Here is a 17,658-nt window from a genome sequence, read left to right as displayed (position 1 = left end):
GTGGGGCCTGAGCGCGCCGCTGGCCGCCGGTTCAACGCGTGAATAAGCGACCCGGCGCTCACGTCGCTAGCCTAGCCAACGTGTGACCTGCACTGCGTATTTCGTTCAGATGGAGTTAGAGTCCGGTCCGTAGCCAGACAGAACTTTGCACCACCCAGAGCTAAAGTTTTTCGCTCCAGAGCTAGAGTTTTGCGCTGTTGTTTTGAGCTGCGGCCGGTTTGATGGACACCGAGATTGGGTGTTTCATGAAGCCGGAGGTTGTTATGCAGAGACGGAAGTTTAATCGAGAGTTAAAGGTCGAGGCGGTCAAGCTTGTCAGGGAACGAGGGGTGTCGTTCTCATAGCGGTCGCCGGCCTTCACGAAGCCGACGGGCGCCGCCACAATCAACTCGCCCCGACGCGCCTTCTCATAGCGGGCCGAGAGCGAGCGCTGGCGCAACAGATCCAGCTCGTAGTCATTGAGGCTACCCTTGAGCCCGAGCAGCAGGCGGTCGTTGCCGTGCCTTGGCGCATAGATGGTCTCCTGATCGACCAGAACGGTGTCGACCACGCGGCACATCTCGATGAGTTGCTGCCAATCTCGGCTGTTGCGAGCGAACCGCGAGACCTCGCGGGTGCAAACCGCACCAACCTTACCGAGGCAAACCTCCGCTACCATCCGCTCAAAACCAGCGCGTTGGACCCCGCCGGCGGCTGAACGACCGAGATCATCATCGATCACTTCGATCTCAGACCAACCGAGCGCCGTCAGCCGGTCCCGCATGGCGTATTGCAACGCGCTGCTCTCGCGATTGTGCAACACCTGATGTGCCGCGGATTGACGCACGTAAAGAATCGCCTTGCGCTCCAGACGATGAGGCCTGACCTTGTTAGAGATCATGACCGACCTCCTTCGCGGGCGGCGTCGCTGTCATTGCAGCATGGTCGACGATCAACTGCGTCATCAGGCTCGTGAGGGCCGCCCGAGCTTCCGCCGGCAGCTCCAGCCATGCTGGTGCGCCGATGGCGCCGTTCGACAGGCCGCTCCCGAACAGATCCATCTGCTGCTGCGGCCGCGGTTGTCGATTGTGTCGGTATCCGCTCCCTGGCATCGCCGTCTGCCGTGACATGGGTCTCTCCCCGATTCTGGTCGTGAGAGGCTCTGGATGCGCCAGAAAGCAGGGCAGCTGATGGCGTTCGATCCTTCAACGCCAGATCGAGAAGCGCAGAAAGCGCTGCAAGTGCGGTTATGCTGACAAATGGCCGAGCTGCCAAAACCTCAGCCTCAGGGCATGCCGTCCGGTCGAACATCCAGGCTGGAACCTCCAGCCAACGATCTGTTTGCGATCCATCCAGCGCGCAGCGGAAAGCGACTTCATCAGCCTTGTCGACCGTTCCGTGAACGTAAACTTGGCGACCAAACCAAGGATGATATCGATAAAGAATCTCGCGAAGAACGGTCCTGTGGGCGTTCTCAAACCTTGTTGTACAATGCGATCCGACGTCATTCGACGATCGGATACCTCAGCCCTGTTGAGTTCGAGCGCAAGGTGGGATTAGCTTAACCCGGTGTCCATCAAACCGGCAGCAGCTCAGAGCGCTGTGGACGATCCGCTGGAGCGCCGTGTCTCAATCTTCGGGCGCGTTCATCTGCATGTCGAGGTGGAAGTCGTCGACTTCAAGGGCAGGATCGTGCCACCCGGCGAACGCGGCGAGCTTGCGCCCGCAGCTATTGCATCATCTAATTGGAACGAAAGCGAAAGACCCATCGAGGTCTCGGACAACGCCGCTGGGATGCACACCGGCAACGTCGCTAGCCATTGATGATGAGGGCTATTGCAAGATCATTGACCCGCAGGATGATCCGTTGAGGCAAAAAATCCTTACCTTCGAGAAATTGACGAATTTTTCTATTGCCAATCCAAGATCTAGGATGGGCAGATCTCCGGCGTCGTCGAAGATTCCTACAGCCCGAAAGCCGCACTCGCGGCTTCGCTCTCTTACCCCTGCAACCCGTTCTGCCGCGCCAATTCCTTCAGCGAGACCTGCGGCCGCGCACCGATGTGCTGAATCACCTCAGCCGCGGCGAGCGCGCCCAATCGTCCGGCGTTCTCATAACCCGCGCCACGGACGAGGCCGAACAGAAAGCCGGAAGCAAAGAGATCCCCGGCGCCTGTCGTGTCAACGATGTGCTTCACCGGGAAGGCCGGAATGGCGGTAACTCTTTCTGAGGAAGACACAAGGCAGCCCTTTTGGCCGCGGGTCACCACGCCGAGCTTGGCATCGGCGCGCAATTGCTTCATCGCCGCATCAAGATCTGAGGTTTGATACAGCGAATGCAGCTCGGCTTCGTTGGCAAACACCAGATCGACCGTGCCCTTGCGCATCAGCTCCAGAAATTCGTTGCGATAGCGGTCGACGCAGAACGCGTCGGACAGCGTGAGCGCAACCTGCCGGCCCGCGCCATGCGCGATTGTCGCGGCCTTCACAAAGGCCTCCTTCGCGCTTTGCGGATCCCAGAGATAGCCTTCGAGATAGACGATCTTCGCCGCCGCAATCTGCGCCGGATCAATATCCTCAGGTTTCAATTCCTGCGCGGCACCAAGATAGGTGTTCATGGTGCGTTCGCCGTCGCTCGTGACCAGGATGTAGGAGCAGCCGGTCGCCGGTCCGTCCGGCGCCGGCTTGGTCTCGAAGGCAACACCCGCAGCTCGTATGTCGTGGGTGTAAAGCCCGCCGATCTGGTCGACCTTAACCTTGCCGACATAAGCAGCACGCGCACCCAGGCTTGCGACGCCGACGATGGTGTTAGCAGCCGATCCGCCGCACATTTCAGTTCCCGGACCAATGTCGCTGTAGATGGCCGTCGCACGCACTTCGTCGATCAGGGCCATGCTGCCCTTTCCCATACCGTGGCGGTTCAAAAACGCCTCATCGGTCTTAACCAGCACGTCAAAAATTGCATTGCCGATCCCGAGAACGTCGTATTCTGCGTCAATCATTCTATAAATGTCCTGCTTGCGGCAATTGTGGTCTACACAAACCGATCCGTCCGGTAACTCTAATTGAGAGCTCGGCATCGAACGCCGAGGGCGGATCCATACCTTGGCGCCGTTGCGAAGAGCATCCACCCACCAGGTCCGTCGAAAGGCTGCGCAGGTCAGGAGTGTGGATGAGTGCGTGCACGTGATCGTACGCGCCCTCAGTAGCGATAGTGATCCGACTTGTAGGGGCCTTCCGGTTTGACGCCGATATAGTCGGCCTGGTCCTTCCGCAGCTCGGTGAGTTTCACGCCGATCTTGGCGAGGTGCAGGCGCGCGACCTTCTCGTCGAGCGTCTTTGGCAGCACGTACACTCCCTTCTTGTACTTGTCGTTCTTGTTGTTGGCGAACAGCTCGATCTGCGCCAGCGTCTGGTTGGTGAAGGAGGCCGACATCACGAAGGATGGATGGCCCATCGCGTTGCCGAGGTTCACGAGGCGGCCTTCCGACAGCATGATGATGCGGTGCTTGTCGGGGAATTCGATCTCGTCGACCTGCGGCTTGATGTTGGTCCACTTCAGGTTACGCAGACCCGCGATCTGGATCTCATTGTCGAAGTGGCCGATGTTGCAGACGATGGCGCGATCCTTCATCGCGCGCATGTGCTCGATCGTGATGATGTCCTTGTTGCCGGTCGCGGTGATGAAGATGTCGGCGCGCGGCGCGGCATCTTCCATGGTCACGACTTCATAGCCTTCCATCGCCGCCTGCAGCGCGCAGATCGGGTCGACTTCCGAGACCAGCACGCGGCAGCCGGCCTGGCGCAGCGAGGCGGCCGAACCCTTGCCGACGTCGCCGAAGCCCGCGACCATCGCGACCTTGCCGGACATCATGACGTCGGTGCCGCGGCGGATGCCGTCGACCAGCGATTCACGGCAGCCATAGAGGTTGTCGAACTTCGACTTGGTGACGCTGTCGTTGACGTTGATGGCCGGCCACAGCAGCGTGCCGGCCTTCTGCATGTCATAGAGGCGATGCACGCCCGTGGTGGTCTCTTCGGAAACGCCCTTGATGCTCTTGGCGATTTCGGCGAAGTAGCCCTTCGGCTTCTCCTTGAGCTGCTTCTTCAAAAGCGCGAAGAAGACTTCCTCTTCTTCCGAACCCGGCTCGTCCAGGAACTTGGTGTCGCCGTTCTCGGCGCGCAAACCGAGATGGACGTACATGGTGGCGTCGCCGCCGTCGTCGAGGATCATGTTCGGGTGACCGCCGCCGTGCCAGTCGAACAGCCTGGCGGTGTAGTCCCAGTATTCGGTAAGGCTCTCGCCCTTGACCGCGAACACCGGAATGCCGGCGGCAGCGATCGCCGCCGCGGCGTGGTCCTGGGTCGAATAGATGTTGCAGGAGACCCAGCGGATATCTGCGCCGAGCGCGGCCAGCGTTTCGATCAGCACGCCGGTCTGGATCGTCATGTGCAGCGAGCCGGCGATACGCGCGCCCTTCAACGGTTGTTTGGGGCCGTATTCCTCGCGCGTCGCCATCAGGCCGGGCATCTCGGTCTCGGCGAGCGAGAGCTCCTTGCGGCCGAAATCGGCGAGCGAAATGTCCTTGACGATGTAATCGTTGAAGCCGGGCTTCGCGTTCATTGCGGGCGTCCTGTTGTTGAATTGGTCATTCCGGGTCGCCCTGGAGAGGCGAGCCCGGAATCTCGATGCGATGGATTGCGAATTCCGGGCTCGCCACGGTCGCGACGCCCCGGGAATGACGTCGGTGATCAGACCGCGCGCTTGAGCGGCTCGACGAGATCGGTCTTCTCCCAGGAGAAGCCGCCCTCGTTGTCGGGGGTACGGCCGAAATGGCCGTAGGCCGAGGTGCGCGCGTAGATCGGGCGGTTGAGATCGAGATGGCTGCGGATGCCACGCGGGGTGAGATCCATCGCCTTGGCAACGGCCTTCTCGAGCTGATCCTCCGACACCTTACCGGTGCCGTGGGTGTCGATGTAGATCGACAGCGGACGCGCCACGCCGATGGCGTAGGCGAGCTGCAGCGTGCAGCGGTCGGCAAGACCGGCCGCGACGATGTTCTTGGCGACATAGCGGGCAGCGTAAGCCGCGGAGCGGTCGACCTTGGTCGGATCCTTGCCGGAAAACGCGCCGCCACCATGCGGAGCCGCGCCACCATAGGTGTCGACGATGATCTTGCGGCCGGTCAGGCCGGAATCGCCGTCGGGACCGCCGATGTAGAACTTGCCGGTCGGGTTGATGTGCCAGATGGTCTTCGCCGTGATCCAATCCTTCGGCAGCGCCTCGCGCACATAGGGCTCGACGATGTCGCGAATCTGCTTGGACGAGATGTCCTCGACCAGATGCTGATGCGACACCACGATCTCGCGCACGCCCACCGGCTTGCCGTTCTCGTACTGCACCGTGACCTGGCTCTTCGAGTCCGGGCCCAACACCTTCTCACGGCCGGAGTGCCGCGCTTCCGAGATGAGGCGCAGGATCTTATGGGCGTAGAAGATCGGCGCCGGCATCAGATCGGGCGTCTCGTTGGTGGCGTAGCCGAACATGATGCCCTGGTCGCCAGCGCCCTCTTCCTTGACTTCGCCCGGCTGCAGCGCATCGACGCCCTGCGCGATGTCGGCCGACTGCGGATGCAGCAGGATCTCGATGTCCGCCTTCTGCCAGTGGAAACCTTCCTGCTCGTAGCCGATGTCCTTGATCGCAGCGCGAACGACACCTTCGATCTGCTCGTTGGTGACGGACGCGGGACCGCGGGTCTCGCCGGCGATCACGACCTTGTTGGTGGTCGCGAGCGTTTCGCAGGCGGCGCGAATTTGCCAGGGATCGATGCCGGCTTTCGGCCCTTCGCGGTAGAACAGATCGACGATCTCGTCGGAGATCCGGTCGCAAACCTTGTCCGGATGGCCTTCGGACACGGACTCGCTGGTGAAGAGATAGGACGCGCGCATCAGTAACCCCTTCGTTCCGCCACTAGCCGGCGGTCGTTTGCGATGTTTACTCTGAACTGCCCTCACGACTATTTCATAGTAATATGTACGATTGCATATCACGTCAATGGTGCGCGCATTCCCATTATTAGAGCTTATCTGTCCAGCTCACCGCGGTCCCTGTGCGTCTTCTTGGTCTCGGTAATCTGGTCTAAGACTTAACGTGGCGCCCGGATTGTCAGCATGCGCGCGCTCAATTCGAGGACAGACCTCCGTCAATTCGGTCCAACTGTCCCTCGATCGTCTCAGACAGGAGGCGGCCGTTAACACCTCTCCTCAAATGCCGCGCCAGCGGCTTCGTTCAATCGAGAATCGATTCAACCTAACGCCATCCGCTTTAGGTGGACGAAAACGCGAATGCGGAAATCAGCTCCGCGCTACCTTCCTGCGCCAGGCCTGATGCACCGCACAGGTGCAGCCCGCAGGATGCACGGCGAGATCGGCGGCTTGCGCATCGTTGGCCGGCGTGGCCACGAAGGTCGCGCCGCCCGCCGCCGTCTTTGCGGCCACCTCCACCTGGGCCGGGATGTAGTTCAGGATCGGCGCGAGCCAGCGCTCGGCCTCGGGGATCGTCATGCCCTTGCGCGCAGCATAATCCTCGACCTGATCGCGCTCGATCTTGCCGACGCCGAAATAATAGCTCTCGGGATTGGCGAGATAGAGCCCCGACACGGAAGAGCCCGGCCACATCGCAAAGCTCTCGGTCAGCTTCACGCCGGCGGTGTTCTCGGCATCGAGCAGCTCGAACAGCGTGGCCTTCTCGGTGTGATCGGGTTGCGCGGGATAGCCGGGGGCGGGACGGATGCCCTGATACTTTTCGAGGATCAGATCGTCGGTCGAGAGCGCCTCATCCGGCGCATAGGCCCAGAACTCGCGGCGGACGCGGGCGTGCATGCGCTCGGCGAAGGCTTCGGCGAGGCGGTCGGCCAGCGCCTTGCACAGGATCGACGAGTAGTCGTCATTGGCCATCTTGAAACGGTCGGCGACCACATCCTCGCCGATGCCGGCGGTGACGACGAAGCCGCCGACATAATCGGGGACACCCGTGCCGGCAGGCGCGACGAAGTCGGACAGCGCCGCGTTGAAACGGCCCTCGCGCTTCTCGAGCTGCTGGCGCAGCGTGTGCAGCGTTGCGATCGTCCTGGTCCGGCTCTCGTCGGCGTAAAGCACGATGTCGTCGCCCTGCGCATTGGCCGGCCAGAAGCCGACGGTGGCGCGCGCGCGGAACCATTTCTCCTTGACGATCAGGTCGAGCATTTTGCGTGCATCGTCGTAGAGCGAGCGCGCGACTTCGCCGACCTTGGCATCGTCGAGGATGGCGGGGAAGCGCCCGGCGAGCTCCCAGGTCTGGAAGAACGGCGTCCAGTCGATATAGGGCACGAGCTCTGCGAGATCGTAGTCGTCAAAGCTTCGGGTGCCGAGGAAGGTCGGCTTCACCGGCTTGTTCGCGGCAAAGTCGACCGGCACGCGGTTGGCGCGGGCGGTCGCCAGCTTCAGCCGCTTCTTGTCGGCCTGGGCGCGCATATGGGCGTCCGAGATCTTTGCGTATTCGGCGCGCACCTCGGCGGCATAGGCCTCGCGCCTCTCGGGCGACAGCAGCGCCGACGCAACACCGACGGCGCGGCTGGCGTCGTTGACATGCACCACGGGTCCTGCGCGATAGCTCGGGTCGATCTTGACCGCGGTATGCACGCGGCTCGTGGTGGCGCCGCCGATGAGCAGCGGCAGCTTGAGGCCTTCGCGCTGCAATTCTGCGGCGAAGAACGCCATCTCGTCGAGCGAGGGTGTGATCAGGCCGGACAGCCCGACGATGTCGGCCTTCTCCGCCTTCACCGTATCGACGATCTTGGCCGCGGGCACCATCACGCCGAGGTCGATGACCTCGTAATTGTTGCACTGGAGCACGATGCCGACGATGTTCTTGCCGATGTCGTGGACGTCGCCCTTGACGGTCGCGAGCACGATCTTGCCGGCGGACGAGGAGCCTTCCGTGCCGATGCCGTTGGCGAGATTGCGCGCCTTCTCCTCCTCCATGAACGGCATCAGCCAGGCGACAGCCTGCTTCATCACGCGGGCCGACTTCACCACCTGCGGCAGGAACATCTTGCCGTCGCCGAAGAGATCGCCGACCACGTTCATGCCGGCCATCAGCGGTCCCTCGATCACGTCGAGTGGGCGCGTCGAGGCCTTGCGGGCCTCTTCGGTATCCTGCTCGATGAACTCGGTGATGCCGTGCACCAGCGAATGCGACAGCCGCTTCGCCACCGGCCATTCGCGCCAGGCGAGATCGGCTTCCTTGGTCTGAGTCTTGTTGCCGCGGAATCTTTCCGCAAGCGCCAGCAGACGCTCGGACGCACCGGGGTCGCGGTTGAGGATGACGTCCTCGCACACCTGGCGCAATTCGGGATCGATATCGTCATAGACGATCATCTGCCCGGCATTGACGATGCCCATGTCCATGCCGGCCTTGATGGCGTGATACAGGAACACCGAGTGCATGGCCTCGCGCACCGGCTCGTTGCCGCGGAACGAGAACGACAAATTGGACACACCACCAGAAATGTGCGCGCCCGGCAGATTCTTGCGGATCCAGCGCGTCGCCTCGATGAAGTCGACGCCATAATTGTTGTGCTCCTCGATGCCGGTTGCGATCGCGAAAATATTGGGATCGAAGATGATGTCTTCCGGCGGGAAGCCGACGCGGTTCATCAGGATGTCGTAGGCGCGCTTGCAGATCTCGGTCTTGCGGGCGAACGTGTCGGCCTGGCCGACCTCGTCGAACGCCATCACCACGACGGCCGCGCCGTGACGGCGGGCGATCTTGGCCTCGTGAATGAACTTGTCCTCGCCTTCCTTCATCGAGATCGAGTTGACGACCGGCTTGCCCTGCACGCATTTCAGGCCGGCCTCGATCACGGAGAATTTCGAGCTGTCGACCATTACGGGCACGCGGGCAATGTCGGGCTCGGCGGCGACGAGGTTGAGGAAGGTCACCATCGCGGCTTCCGAGTCCAGAAGACCCTCGTCCATGTTGACGTCGATGATCTGCGCGCCGTTCTCGACCTGGTCGCGCGCGACCTGCAGCGCGGCGGTGTAGTCGCCGGCGGTGACCAGCTTGCGGAAGCGGGCGGAGCCGGTGACGTTGGTGCGCTCGCCGACGTTCACGAAGGGAATGGCGTCGGTCAGGATGAACGGCTCGAGGCCGGAGAGCCGCAAGCGAGGTTCGATCTCCGGCACGATGCGCGGCTTGTGCGGCGCGACCGCAGCCGCAATCGCCGCGATATGGTCCGGCGTGGTGCCGCAGCAACCGCCGACGATGTTGACGAGGCCATCGCGCGCGAACTCGCCGACCAGGCGGGCCATGTATTCCGGAGTCTCGTCATACTGGCCGAACTCATTGGGCAGGCCGGCATTGGGATAGGCACAAACAAGCGTGTCGGCGACGCGGCCGATATCGGCGATATGCGCGCGCAGATCTTCCGCGCCCAGCGCGCAGTTGAAGCCGATGGTCACAGGCTTGGCGTGCTGCACCGAATGCCAGAACGCTTCCGGCAACTGGCCGGACAGCAGGCGGCCGGACTTGTCGGTGATGGTGCCCGACACCATCACGGGCATGTCGATGCCACGTTCTTCCGTGATCTCGGCGATCGCGTACAGCGCCGCCTTGGCGTTCAGCGTGTCGAAGATGGTCTCGACCAGCAGCAGATCGACGCCGCCATCGAGCATGCCGTTGATCTGCTCGCCATAGGATTTGCGTAAGTCGTCGAACGTGACGGCACGGTAGCCGGGATTGGACACGTCGGGCGAGATCGAGGCGGTGCGGTTGGTCGGTCCGATGGCGCCGGCGACGAAGCGCGGCTTGCCGTCCTCGGCCTCGACGCGGCGTGCGGCGTTGCCGGCGAGGCGGGCGCCTTCGCGCGCCATCTCGTAGACGATGTCGGCGAAATCGTAATCGGCCTGGGCAATCGAGGTCGTGGAGAAGGTGTTGGTCGCGACGATGTCGGCGCCGGCGCGCAAGTAAGCGGCGTGGATGTCCTCGATCGCCTGCGGTTGGGTCAGGATCAAGAGGTCGTTGTTGCCGCGCAAATCGCGATGGAAGTTCTTGAATCGCTCGCCGCGGAAGGCGGCCTCGTCGAACTGGAGATTCTGGATCATCGTGCCCATGGCGCCGTCGAGCACGAGAATGCGCTCGCGCGCGGCGTTGAGCAGGGCGGTTCGCTTGGGAGAGGTGGATACGGTCATGGTGTCTTAAGCCGCCTTCTGCGCGCTCTTGGCGCGGATGCCGAGCAAATGGCTGATCGCGAACACGAGATCGGCGCGGTTCATGGTGTAGAAATGGAAGGTGTCGACGCCGTGCTTGGCCAGCTTCTGCACCTGGCCGGCCGCGACGGTCGCCGCCACCAGCTTGCGGGTCTCGGCGTCTTCGTCGAGCCCCTCGAATTTCGCGGCGAACCAGTCCGGCACGGAGGTGCCGGCGCGGGTGACGAAGGCTCTCGCCTGCTTGAAATTATGCATGGGCATGATGCCCGGCACGATCGGGATGTTGATCCCGCGCGCGCGCACGCGGTCGAGATAGCGGAAATAGAGGTCGTTATCGAAGAACACCTGCGTGATCGCGCGGGTCGCACCTGCATCGACCTTGGCCTGCAGCGTGTCGATGTCATCGTCGAAGTCGCGCGCCTCGGGATGCTTCTCAGGGTACGCCGAGACCGACACCTCGATATCGCCGTGCCGCTTCTTGATGCCGGCGACGAGGTCGGCGGAGCTCTGGTAGCCATCGGGATGGCTGGAATAGGCCGTGCCAATGCCGCCCGGGGGATCGCCGCGCAGGCCGACGATGTGGCGGACGCCGACCTCGTGATAGCGGTCGACGATCTCGTCGATCTCCCCGCGGGAGGCGCCGACGCAGGTCAGATGCGCGGCCGGCAGCAGCGCGGTTTCTTTCAGGATGCGCGAGATGGTCGCGTGGGTCCGCTCACGGGTCGAGCCGCCGGCGCCGTAGGTCACCGAGACGAATTTCGGGTCGAGCGGGGCAAGCCGGTTGATGGTGTCCCAGAGATTCCGCTCCATCTCTTCGGTCTTGGGTGGGAAGAACTCGAAGGAGATCGAAGGGGATAGCAGCGCGCGGGACCCTCTGGGACAACGCCGCGTCAACTCAGTCATATGACCACAACTCCGCTAGCTTGAGACGTTGACCAAGATACATAAACCAAAGATCGGACCATCGATAGCCCACTGGGTTTTGGGAAATTGCCCAATTTAGATCGATCTATGGATCTTTTGCTCCAGCCGCCGGGATGAGAGTGGGCCAACATGAGCCATAGCACTACTTTGGCAGAATGTGTTTTCGCCGCTGTTTTTCAAGGATTTGCTTTCGGCAATGTGGGCACTGCTGGGGCGGCGGCCGAAGGATGAGATCGACGATGGCGTGACGTACGGCGGGCATAGTCGGTTGAGGCGGAGGCCCGTTGATTCTTTTTTTTTCGCCCCGCGTTTGCGAGGCGACGATGTTGCAGGAAGGCGTAGGCAATCATTGTCATAAGGGCGTGGCGATGAAGACCTTGCCATGATCGCCCTTCGAAGTGATCAAGTCCAAGTTCCTCCTTCAACTGTTGATGCGCCTGCTCACAAATCCACCGTGCCTTGATGGTGGCGGCCAGCGTGCGCAGATCCGTCGTCGCCGGAAGATTGGCGAGATAGTATTTCTTCTCCCCGGAGGCACGTTGCTCGCCAATGAGCCAGGCTTCGTCGCCTGGGAGATGCTGCTGACCTTTATCCCATATCCGCTGCGGAGGGCCGTCGGCGGTGCGGACACGGAGAGCAGCAAATCGGGCTTTGAGCCGACCTTTCGTCCCGCTGCGCCAACTCACGGTTTTCCATTTGGCGCTGGCCAGCATTTGTTCTGCCGCAATCGATAAGATATCGGGCACGTGGTGCTTTCGTGGTTTGCCACGGGCTTTGGTGATCGGCCAAATGAGCTTCACATCGACCGGATACACTTTCTGGTGCCGAGGGATACCGACCGCCCAGGCCAGCCCGCGCTCTGTTAGCCCTTGTCGAAACGGCGCGCTGAGGCCGTATCCTGCATCCGCCAGCACACATCCAAAGCGTATGTTGGCTGCCATCGCGCGGTCAATCTCGGCCAAAGCGATCTCCGGCTTGGACCGCGGCGTTCGGTGTTCGACTGGCACGCGAGCGCGCTTCAAGCGAGGCATGTCGCTTGTCCAGCTGTCAGGCAGAAAGAGACGTAACGCGACCATCACGGGCACTTCCCCGCGCGCAAGCGTTAAAGACACCAGCGTTTGGCAATTTGCAGTTTTACCGAGAGCCGACGCGTATTGAGCCGCAACACCGACCGATCGCTCACCCTTTTTCGGCAGTGAGGTGTCATCAATAACCAGCACCGCATCCCTGCCGCCGACAAGTCGGTCCGCCTGGTTGAGCAGCTCTGTCTCTAGCGGCGTCGCGTTCCAGACGCCGTCCGCAATGAAATGGTGCAACTGGTCGTAGTTGCTCGTGGCAAGGCGTTCCGCCATCGGCTGAACGCTCTTGCGATCGCCAGGACCGATCAATCCCGCAACATATAGAGGACACATCCGCTGTCGGGTCTTATGACCCAGCCGGTCCAAGAACGGCATCAGCCAGCGTTCGAGTTCGTCTTCCCATCCCGGCATGGTCAGCCCTCCAAGAGCCGACCACCCATGAATCATTGAACAATTGATTCGGGAATCCTATAAATCGCGGCAAAATCAACAATCTGCCAAAGTAGTGCTAGGCCAGATGTTCAATCTCTTTTAGGGACGACATGCAGTGGGAAAGACGAACAGAGGCAATCAAATTCTAGAAGCAGCCCACCCCTCCCAAGCGGGTGCCAACGCCTTGTTGGGAGACCTTACCAAAAGAAAACGGAGCTGCTGCGCCGCGGTCACCTGCCGGAACGCGAGATGATGACCGGTATCGGCGCGGTCGCCGTCCGTCAGCCGTGTGTACCCGATCGCGAGGCGGACGCGACCGACCCGATCGTATCCCGGTTTTCTCCGCCTTACATGCGCCGCTCTGCAGCGGCGCTGCTTGGCAAGCGTGCTGCCGGGTTGTCAGCAACCACCGGCCGCCCTGAAGCACGGCTGGCTCGACGAGCACGCCGCCGTGGCGAGGCGCAATCTATCGACTAAGCGCTACGTCTACATTGGGCCGATGACATCCATCTCCAAGCACACTTCGAAGACGAAAAGCCATGCATCCCCGGCTGATTGGCGCGACGTCGGAAGGTCGCAAGGAGCTGGTGGGCTTCACCGATGGCGCCGTGAGAGGCGCAGGAGTGGCGCGATCTGGTGCTCGATCTCATGCGGCGCTGGCTCGACGCGCCGCCGCGGCTCGCCATCGCCGATGGCGCACGCGGGTTCTAGAGGCCGCCGGCGATATCTGGCCGAAAACGCGCCAGCAGCGCCGCTGGGTGCGCAAGACCCCAACCTATTCGCCAAGTTGCCGCACAGCCAGCAGCTGAAGGCCAATCGCGAGTTGCAGGAGATCTGGACGGCCGAAACCAAGGCCGCCGCCGAATTGGCGTTCGACGCCTTAGCCCCGACAACACCGAAGTTTATCGCACGCCACTCGATCCGATGCCGTCCTGCGTGCTTGCCTTGAGGCGAAGGTGATGTCGGGTGCGGTGGGCGATGCTGTCATGCGAATTCGCGCGTTGTAGTGCTGCCCTAAGCCGTTCGCATTCAGTATGGACTTAGCGCGATAAACTGGATGGGAATTTTGCTGCACCGTCGCGACGATCAAGGACATCCGATGCTCGGATCCCTACGAAGTGGCCGCGAGACGCCGGACTTTCTCGATTAGCCTACGCCGATATTCCAGCGGTAGTCGAGGCATACGCTAACATTGGATGCCGTTCCGCTGCCCACGCAACCTGATCACCGCGAACTGGGAGCTCATGCCAGTTGCAGTCCAAGAACGTCGATAGTCCAATTTGCGCCAGCAGAGGGATTGGTTCATACGTGGTCGAGACCGCCAGCTCGGCGGTGGTTCGCTCGCGATCACAAGCCCGCGCCGCACTCTCAGCGCTCGAGATCAATGGGCTCATGCGGCGATTGAGCCGAAGACATCGATACATCAATCGACTCTACTCCCAGGCGCCATGCAGGCAACGAGAGAGTGGCGCTAGTTGCCGAATCCGGTGCGGCTCCGGAATGTGATGCCGACCGGCAGCTGACGAATTGCAGATAGCTTTTCAAGGCCGTTGAAAGCAATAACGCACCGATCGCGCAAAGCGGTCTGCTGCACCATTTGAAAAGCAACCGCCAGGCGAAAGCTGAAAGTGTAAGCCGGCAGCGCGCAAGTCGCCGCCCTTTTCAGAGCTCAACCCTCAGAGAGGAAGTTTTCCGATGGCCCAGGTGAGCCCTCTCCGCCGACGCCCGGTCGAGGACATGACAGTCCGCAATTTGTCGCTGGCGACGCAACGATCATATCTCAACGCAGCATCGAAGTTCAGCCGACATTTTGGCCGATCGCCCGACCATTTGGGCTTGGAGGACGTTCACGCGTTCCAGTTCATCTCGTGGCGACGGGGATATCGTGGCCTGCACTCAACCAGATCGTCTGTGCGTTGCGATTCTTCTACGGAGTGACGCTCGGCCATAGCACAATCCCGGAGCGCATCGCCTACACGCATCGCGTCGCCATCGCAAACAGCCGGCTGATCTCACTCGCCGATGGTAAAGTGAGTTTTTCCTGGAAGGACTATCGGCAGAATCGCAAAGCCAAGGTGATGATGCTCAATGCCGGTGAGTTCATTCGTCGCTTTCTCCTGCACACCCTGCCGTACGGCTTTCACCGCATCCGCCACTATGGCTTCCTCGCCAATGGCGGACGCAACGATAAAATCGCCCTTTGCCGTCAACTCCTTGCTGTTCGCAACGCTCCGGCTGATCAAAAAGCCGGCGGCGATCCCCTCGTCAAATGCGATATCCCCGTCTGCCTACATTGCGGCGACACCATGCGGCGCGCCGAATTCGTCCCGGCGCGCGCGACCATCCGTTTCGTTGTGATACGTCATGATCCACGCCTGCACCATCCACTCCTTCCGTGATCACTCTCTCGGTGGCAACGTCCGATATCGCCGTGGCCGCGTTCGTCACCAAACATCTCGCCAATCGTTCGGCCACGCATCCCAGCGTACCAGATCGCTCGCTGGATCGGCCATTGCCCGATCACTGGGGCCGCTCACATCAGCTGAATGTCTCGCCGACGCGCTATGACCACAGACGCGCCTTCTCCGCAGCCGCGCTGGCTGCACTATCCTCATAGCGCCCACAACTCCGCGGCTTCGTTCAATCCGGCTTCTATGAAATCGCACGCTACGAACAGAGCGCGCGTCTGGCCTTTGCCCCGCGACCTCACTGAACCCTCAAGATTCCAATCAGCGTGTTTCTGATTCACCATGCTGGCTGGGTTGGAGGCCAGCATGGATGGGCAAGCCTTATTCTCTGGATCTTCGCAAGCGTGTCGCGGCCGCGATCAAGGGCGGGATGTCCCGCATTTAGGCAGCCAAGCGGTTTGGGATTGCGATTAGCACGGCCATTGGCTGGATGAAGCGGGTCGATCGGCAGCGTTGTCAAATGGGTGGTCATAAGAAGGCGATTTCGGGCGACCACGCGATGTGGCTGTCGCAACGGATCCAGGACGGCGATTTCACCATACGCGGTCTCGTTGCGTAGCTTGCCGGACGCGGCCTGAAGGTCGATTACCACTCGGTGTCGTGCATGCCGCGAAGCTCAGCTTAAAAAAAGCGTGGTGGCTGGCGAACGCGATCGCCCCGAGGTGGCACGGCGGCGAGCCCAGTGGACAAGTACCAAAGTCCCGTCAAAGCTGAGCGGTTGGTCTTCATCGACGAGACTTAGACCCGGACCGACATGGCTCTCCTGCGGGAATGGGCACCGCGTGGGCACAAGCTCCCCGCCAAAGTCCCACACGGCGTTGGAAAACCATGACCTTCCTGACGTCCCTGCGCCATGACCAGATCGATGCGCCATGGTTCATGGAGGGACCAATCGAGAGAAGGTCAACCGGAGAGTATGGCGCAACGGTCGCGAGACAGGAATCGGGAAAACCAGATCAGCGATACGCGCCTCGAGCACGCGAGGTTGAATTGGACCCGTTCCGCGAACTCCATACGGGCCAGCGGCATGTGACAGCCGCAGCAAAAGGCCGGACACATGTCAGCCCCCGACCACGCTCAGCGCTCTTTGAAAGATTCTTCTTGCATCAGCGGGGGCGTCCACACATGTCCATGACGATATGGACAGCGAGCCCCTCAGGGATTGAGCGTCGATCTCTTTGAGGAACTTCAAAAACTCGACTGATCGATGGCGCTTGTAACATTGCCGATGACGAACCCCGAGGCGACATCGAGCGCTCAAAAAGCGTGGTCGTGCCATGCCGCACGTAGCTGTGCGTGCGGCGTTCCGGCAGGCCAGGCATCATCGGCAAGTCCGGCTGCTCGCGATCGAGGGCCTGAATTTGGCTTTTCTAATCGATGCTGAGGACAAGGGCTCGGCTCGGTGGGGATAGAAGGTCGACGATATCGCGTACCTTGTCGACGAGCAGCGGATCGCTCGACAACTTGAATGTCTGGCTATGGTGCGGCTGCAAGCCGAACGCCGACCACATTCGACGAATGGTGGTGTGGGAAAAGCCAGTTTCCGCAGCCATCGAGCGGGTCGACCAGTGCGTCGCGTCGGCCGGCGTCGTACGCAATGTACGCTCGATTACCTCAGCAACCTGATCGTCGTCGATGGTGCGAGGGCGGCCAGGGCGGGCTTCGTCAATCAGCCCATCACATCGATCCTTAAAATCGCCGGCGCCACTTGGCAACGGTGTGTTCATGGATGCCGAGTTCGGCGGCCACAGACTTGCTTGGCAAGCCATCCGCACATCCCACTTTTTGTGTCTGTTCCAAGACTTCCTCGAACTAGCGATCGCCCGAGACGCCGGGCCTCTGCTCGTGTGCAGCAATAGCAGCCGCTTGCCTGCCAGCGTTTTGCTTGAAAAGGTCCGCACGCATCGTACAGCAAGCCGCTCATTCGTTCAATTGAAGGGCTTTGCATTTGGCCGGCATATAGCTCGCTCCAGTGTTGTCCCTGATTTGATTGCGCTAAGGACAACCAACAATTCGATCTTTGCTGCGGGTTTGATGGACGCCGGGTTAAGCTAATCCCCACCTCAGGCTCGAACTCAACTGGGCTGAGAGATGATCGAGTGCCCGCGGGTCGTGTTGTACAACAACGGATCAGAACACCCATCTGTCTATGTTTTTGAAGAGAAGAGAACTTGCTGATCGGGATGTGATCCCGTGGGGTATCTTGGATTCTGCCGAGCTCGTTCCGCGATAGATTGACTGGCGGCGGTTATCAGCGAGGGCGCGAGCAAAGATCCACGGGCCGTCCGATGGCGGATGGACGATCTCGCCTGTTTCGGCGGGGAGCCGAAGCGAGGAGGTTTGCCGGGTTGCTGTGGTTCAGGCAGCGCTCGATCCCGCCCGGGCTGCACACGGGGATGCGATAGTTCGAGCGCACCTAGGTGACGCGCTCGCGTGTCCAGCGATTGCAACCGGTCTTGACGCCGTTGTGTTGAGGAGCCCGGCGATGGCGATAGCGCCCGGACCGAGATGCCGAGCAAGTGTTTCCT

Annotated in this window: 10 protein-coding genes and 4 pseudogenes; 5 read left to right on the top strand and 9 right to left on the bottom strand. The window is 61.3% G+C overall.

Annotation, left to right across the window (positions count from 1 at the left end; all coding sequences use genetic code 11):
* Positions 1 to 181 precede the first annotated feature (181 nt).
* On the bottom strand, positions 182 to 880 hold the full coding sequence (locus IVB45_RS05460; protein WP_247361447.1) for a recombinase family protein: 699 nt from the start codon (positions 878 to 880) through the stop codon (positions 182 to 184).
* On the bottom strand, positions 870 to 1,109 hold the full coding sequence (locus tag IVB45_RS05455; protein WP_247361449.1) for a hypothetical protein: 240 nt from the start codon (positions 1,107 to 1,109) through the stop codon (positions 870 to 872). Before IVB45_RS05455 ends, IVB45_RS05460 begins: the two co-directional genes overlap by 11 nt.
* Before the next feature lie 439 nt (positions 1,110 to 1,548).
* Between IVB45_RS05455 and IVB45_RS05450 the strand changes: the two genes are divergently transcribed.
* A complete protein-coding gene (locus tag IVB45_RS05450) occupies positions 1,549 to 1,803 on the top strand; it encodes a hypothetical protein (protein WP_247361451.1) in 255 nt (84 codons plus the stop codon).
* 176 nt (positions 1,804 to 1,979) lie between these two features.
* On the opposite strand, the gene IVB45_RS05445 is transcribed toward IVB45_RS05450, so the two are convergent.
* The 6 genes from IVB45_RS05445 to IVB45_RS05420 form a co-directional block, all read right to left on the bottom strand.
* On the bottom strand, positions 1,980 to 2,981 hold the full coding sequence (locus tag IVB45_RS05445; protein ID WP_247361461.1) for an adenosine kinase: 1,002 nt from the start codon (positions 2,979 to 2,981) through the stop codon (positions 1,980 to 1,982).
* A gap of 200 nt (positions 2,982 to 3,181) precedes the next feature.
* Positions 3,182 to 4,603 carry an adenosylhomocysteinase gene (gene ahcY / locus IVB45_RS05440; protein WP_247361453.1) on the bottom strand — a complete coding sequence of 474 codons (1,422 nt, stop codon included), beginning with the start codon at positions 4,601 to 4,603 and terminating at the stop codon, positions 3,182 to 3,184.
* A 128-nt stretch (positions 4,604 to 4,731) separates the two neighbouring features.
* Complete coding sequence (gene metK, locus IVB45_RS05435) at positions 4,732 to 5,928, bottom strand: methionine adenosyltransferase (protein WP_247361455.1); 1,197 nt, start codon at positions 5,926 to 5,928, stop codon at positions 4,732 to 4,734.
* Positions 5,929 to 6,333: 405 nt separating this feature from the next.
* Positions 6,334 to 10,209: a methionine synthase gene (metH, locus tag IVB45_RS05430; RefSeq protein ID WP_247807597.1), complete on the bottom strand. Its 3,876-nt coding sequence runs from the start codon at positions 10,207 to 10,209 to the stop codon at positions 6,334 to 6,336.
* A 6-nt stretch (positions 10,210 to 10,215) separates the two neighbouring features.
* Positions 10,216 to 11,130, bottom strand: a complete 915-nt coding sequence (metF, locus tag IVB45_RS05425) for a methylenetetrahydrofolate reductase [NAD(P)H] (protein WP_247358209.1) — start codon at positions 11,128 to 11,130, stop codon at positions 10,216 to 10,218.
* A gap of 197 nt (positions 11,131 to 11,327) precedes the next feature.
* Positions 11,328 to 12,677 (bottom strand): IS701 family transposase, encoded by a 1,350-nt coding sequence (locus IVB45_RS05420; RefSeq protein ID WP_247363696.1) that lies wholly within the window; start codon positions 12,675 to 12,677, stop codon positions 11,328 to 11,330.
* A 207-nt stretch (positions 12,678 to 12,884) separates the two neighbouring features.
* On the opposite strand from IVB45_RS05420, the pseudogene IVB45_RS05415 reads away from it, so the two are divergent.
* The 3 pseudogenes from IVB45_RS05415 to IVB45_RS05405 all read left to right on the top strand — a co-directional run.
* Positions 12,885 to 13,566 (top strand): annotated as a pseudogene (locus IVB45_RS05415) (transposase); the annotation flags it as partial.
* 791 nt (positions 13,567 to 14,357) lie between these two features.
* A pseudogene (locus tag IVB45_RS05410) lies at positions 14,358 to 14,638 on the top strand (phage integrase N-terminal SAM-like domain-containing protein); the annotation flags it as partial.
* Positions 14,636 to 14,845, top strand: a pseudogene (locus IVB45_RS05405) (transposase); the annotation flags it as partial. The pseudogenes IVB45_RS05410 and IVB45_RS05405, both read left to right, overlap by 3 nt.
* 1,412 nt (positions 14,846 to 16,257) lie before the next feature.
* Here the strand turns inward: IVB45_RS05405 and IVB45_RS05400 are convergent.
* Positions 16,258 to 16,906, bottom strand: a pseudogene (locus IVB45_RS05400) (IS630 family transposase); the annotation flags it as partial.
* Here IVB45_RS05400 and IVB45_RS05395 point away from each other — a divergent pair.
* On the top strand, positions 16,856 to 17,185 hold the full coding sequence (locus IVB45_RS05395; RefSeq protein WP_247363252.1) for a hypothetical protein: 330 nt from the start codon (positions 16,856 to 16,858) through the stop codon (positions 17,183 to 17,185). The pseudogene IVB45_RS05400 and the gene IVB45_RS05395 overlap by 51 nt on opposite strands.
* Positions 17,186 to 17,658 lie beyond the last annotated feature (473 nt).

It is taken from the genome of Bradyrhizobium sp. 4 (assembly GCF_023100905.1).
In the GTDB taxonomy this organism is placed as follows: Bacteria; Pseudomonadota; Alphaproteobacteria; order Rhizobiales; family Xanthobacteraceae; genus Bradyrhizobium.
This window is presented reverse-complemented; position numbering and strand designations above follow the sequence as displayed.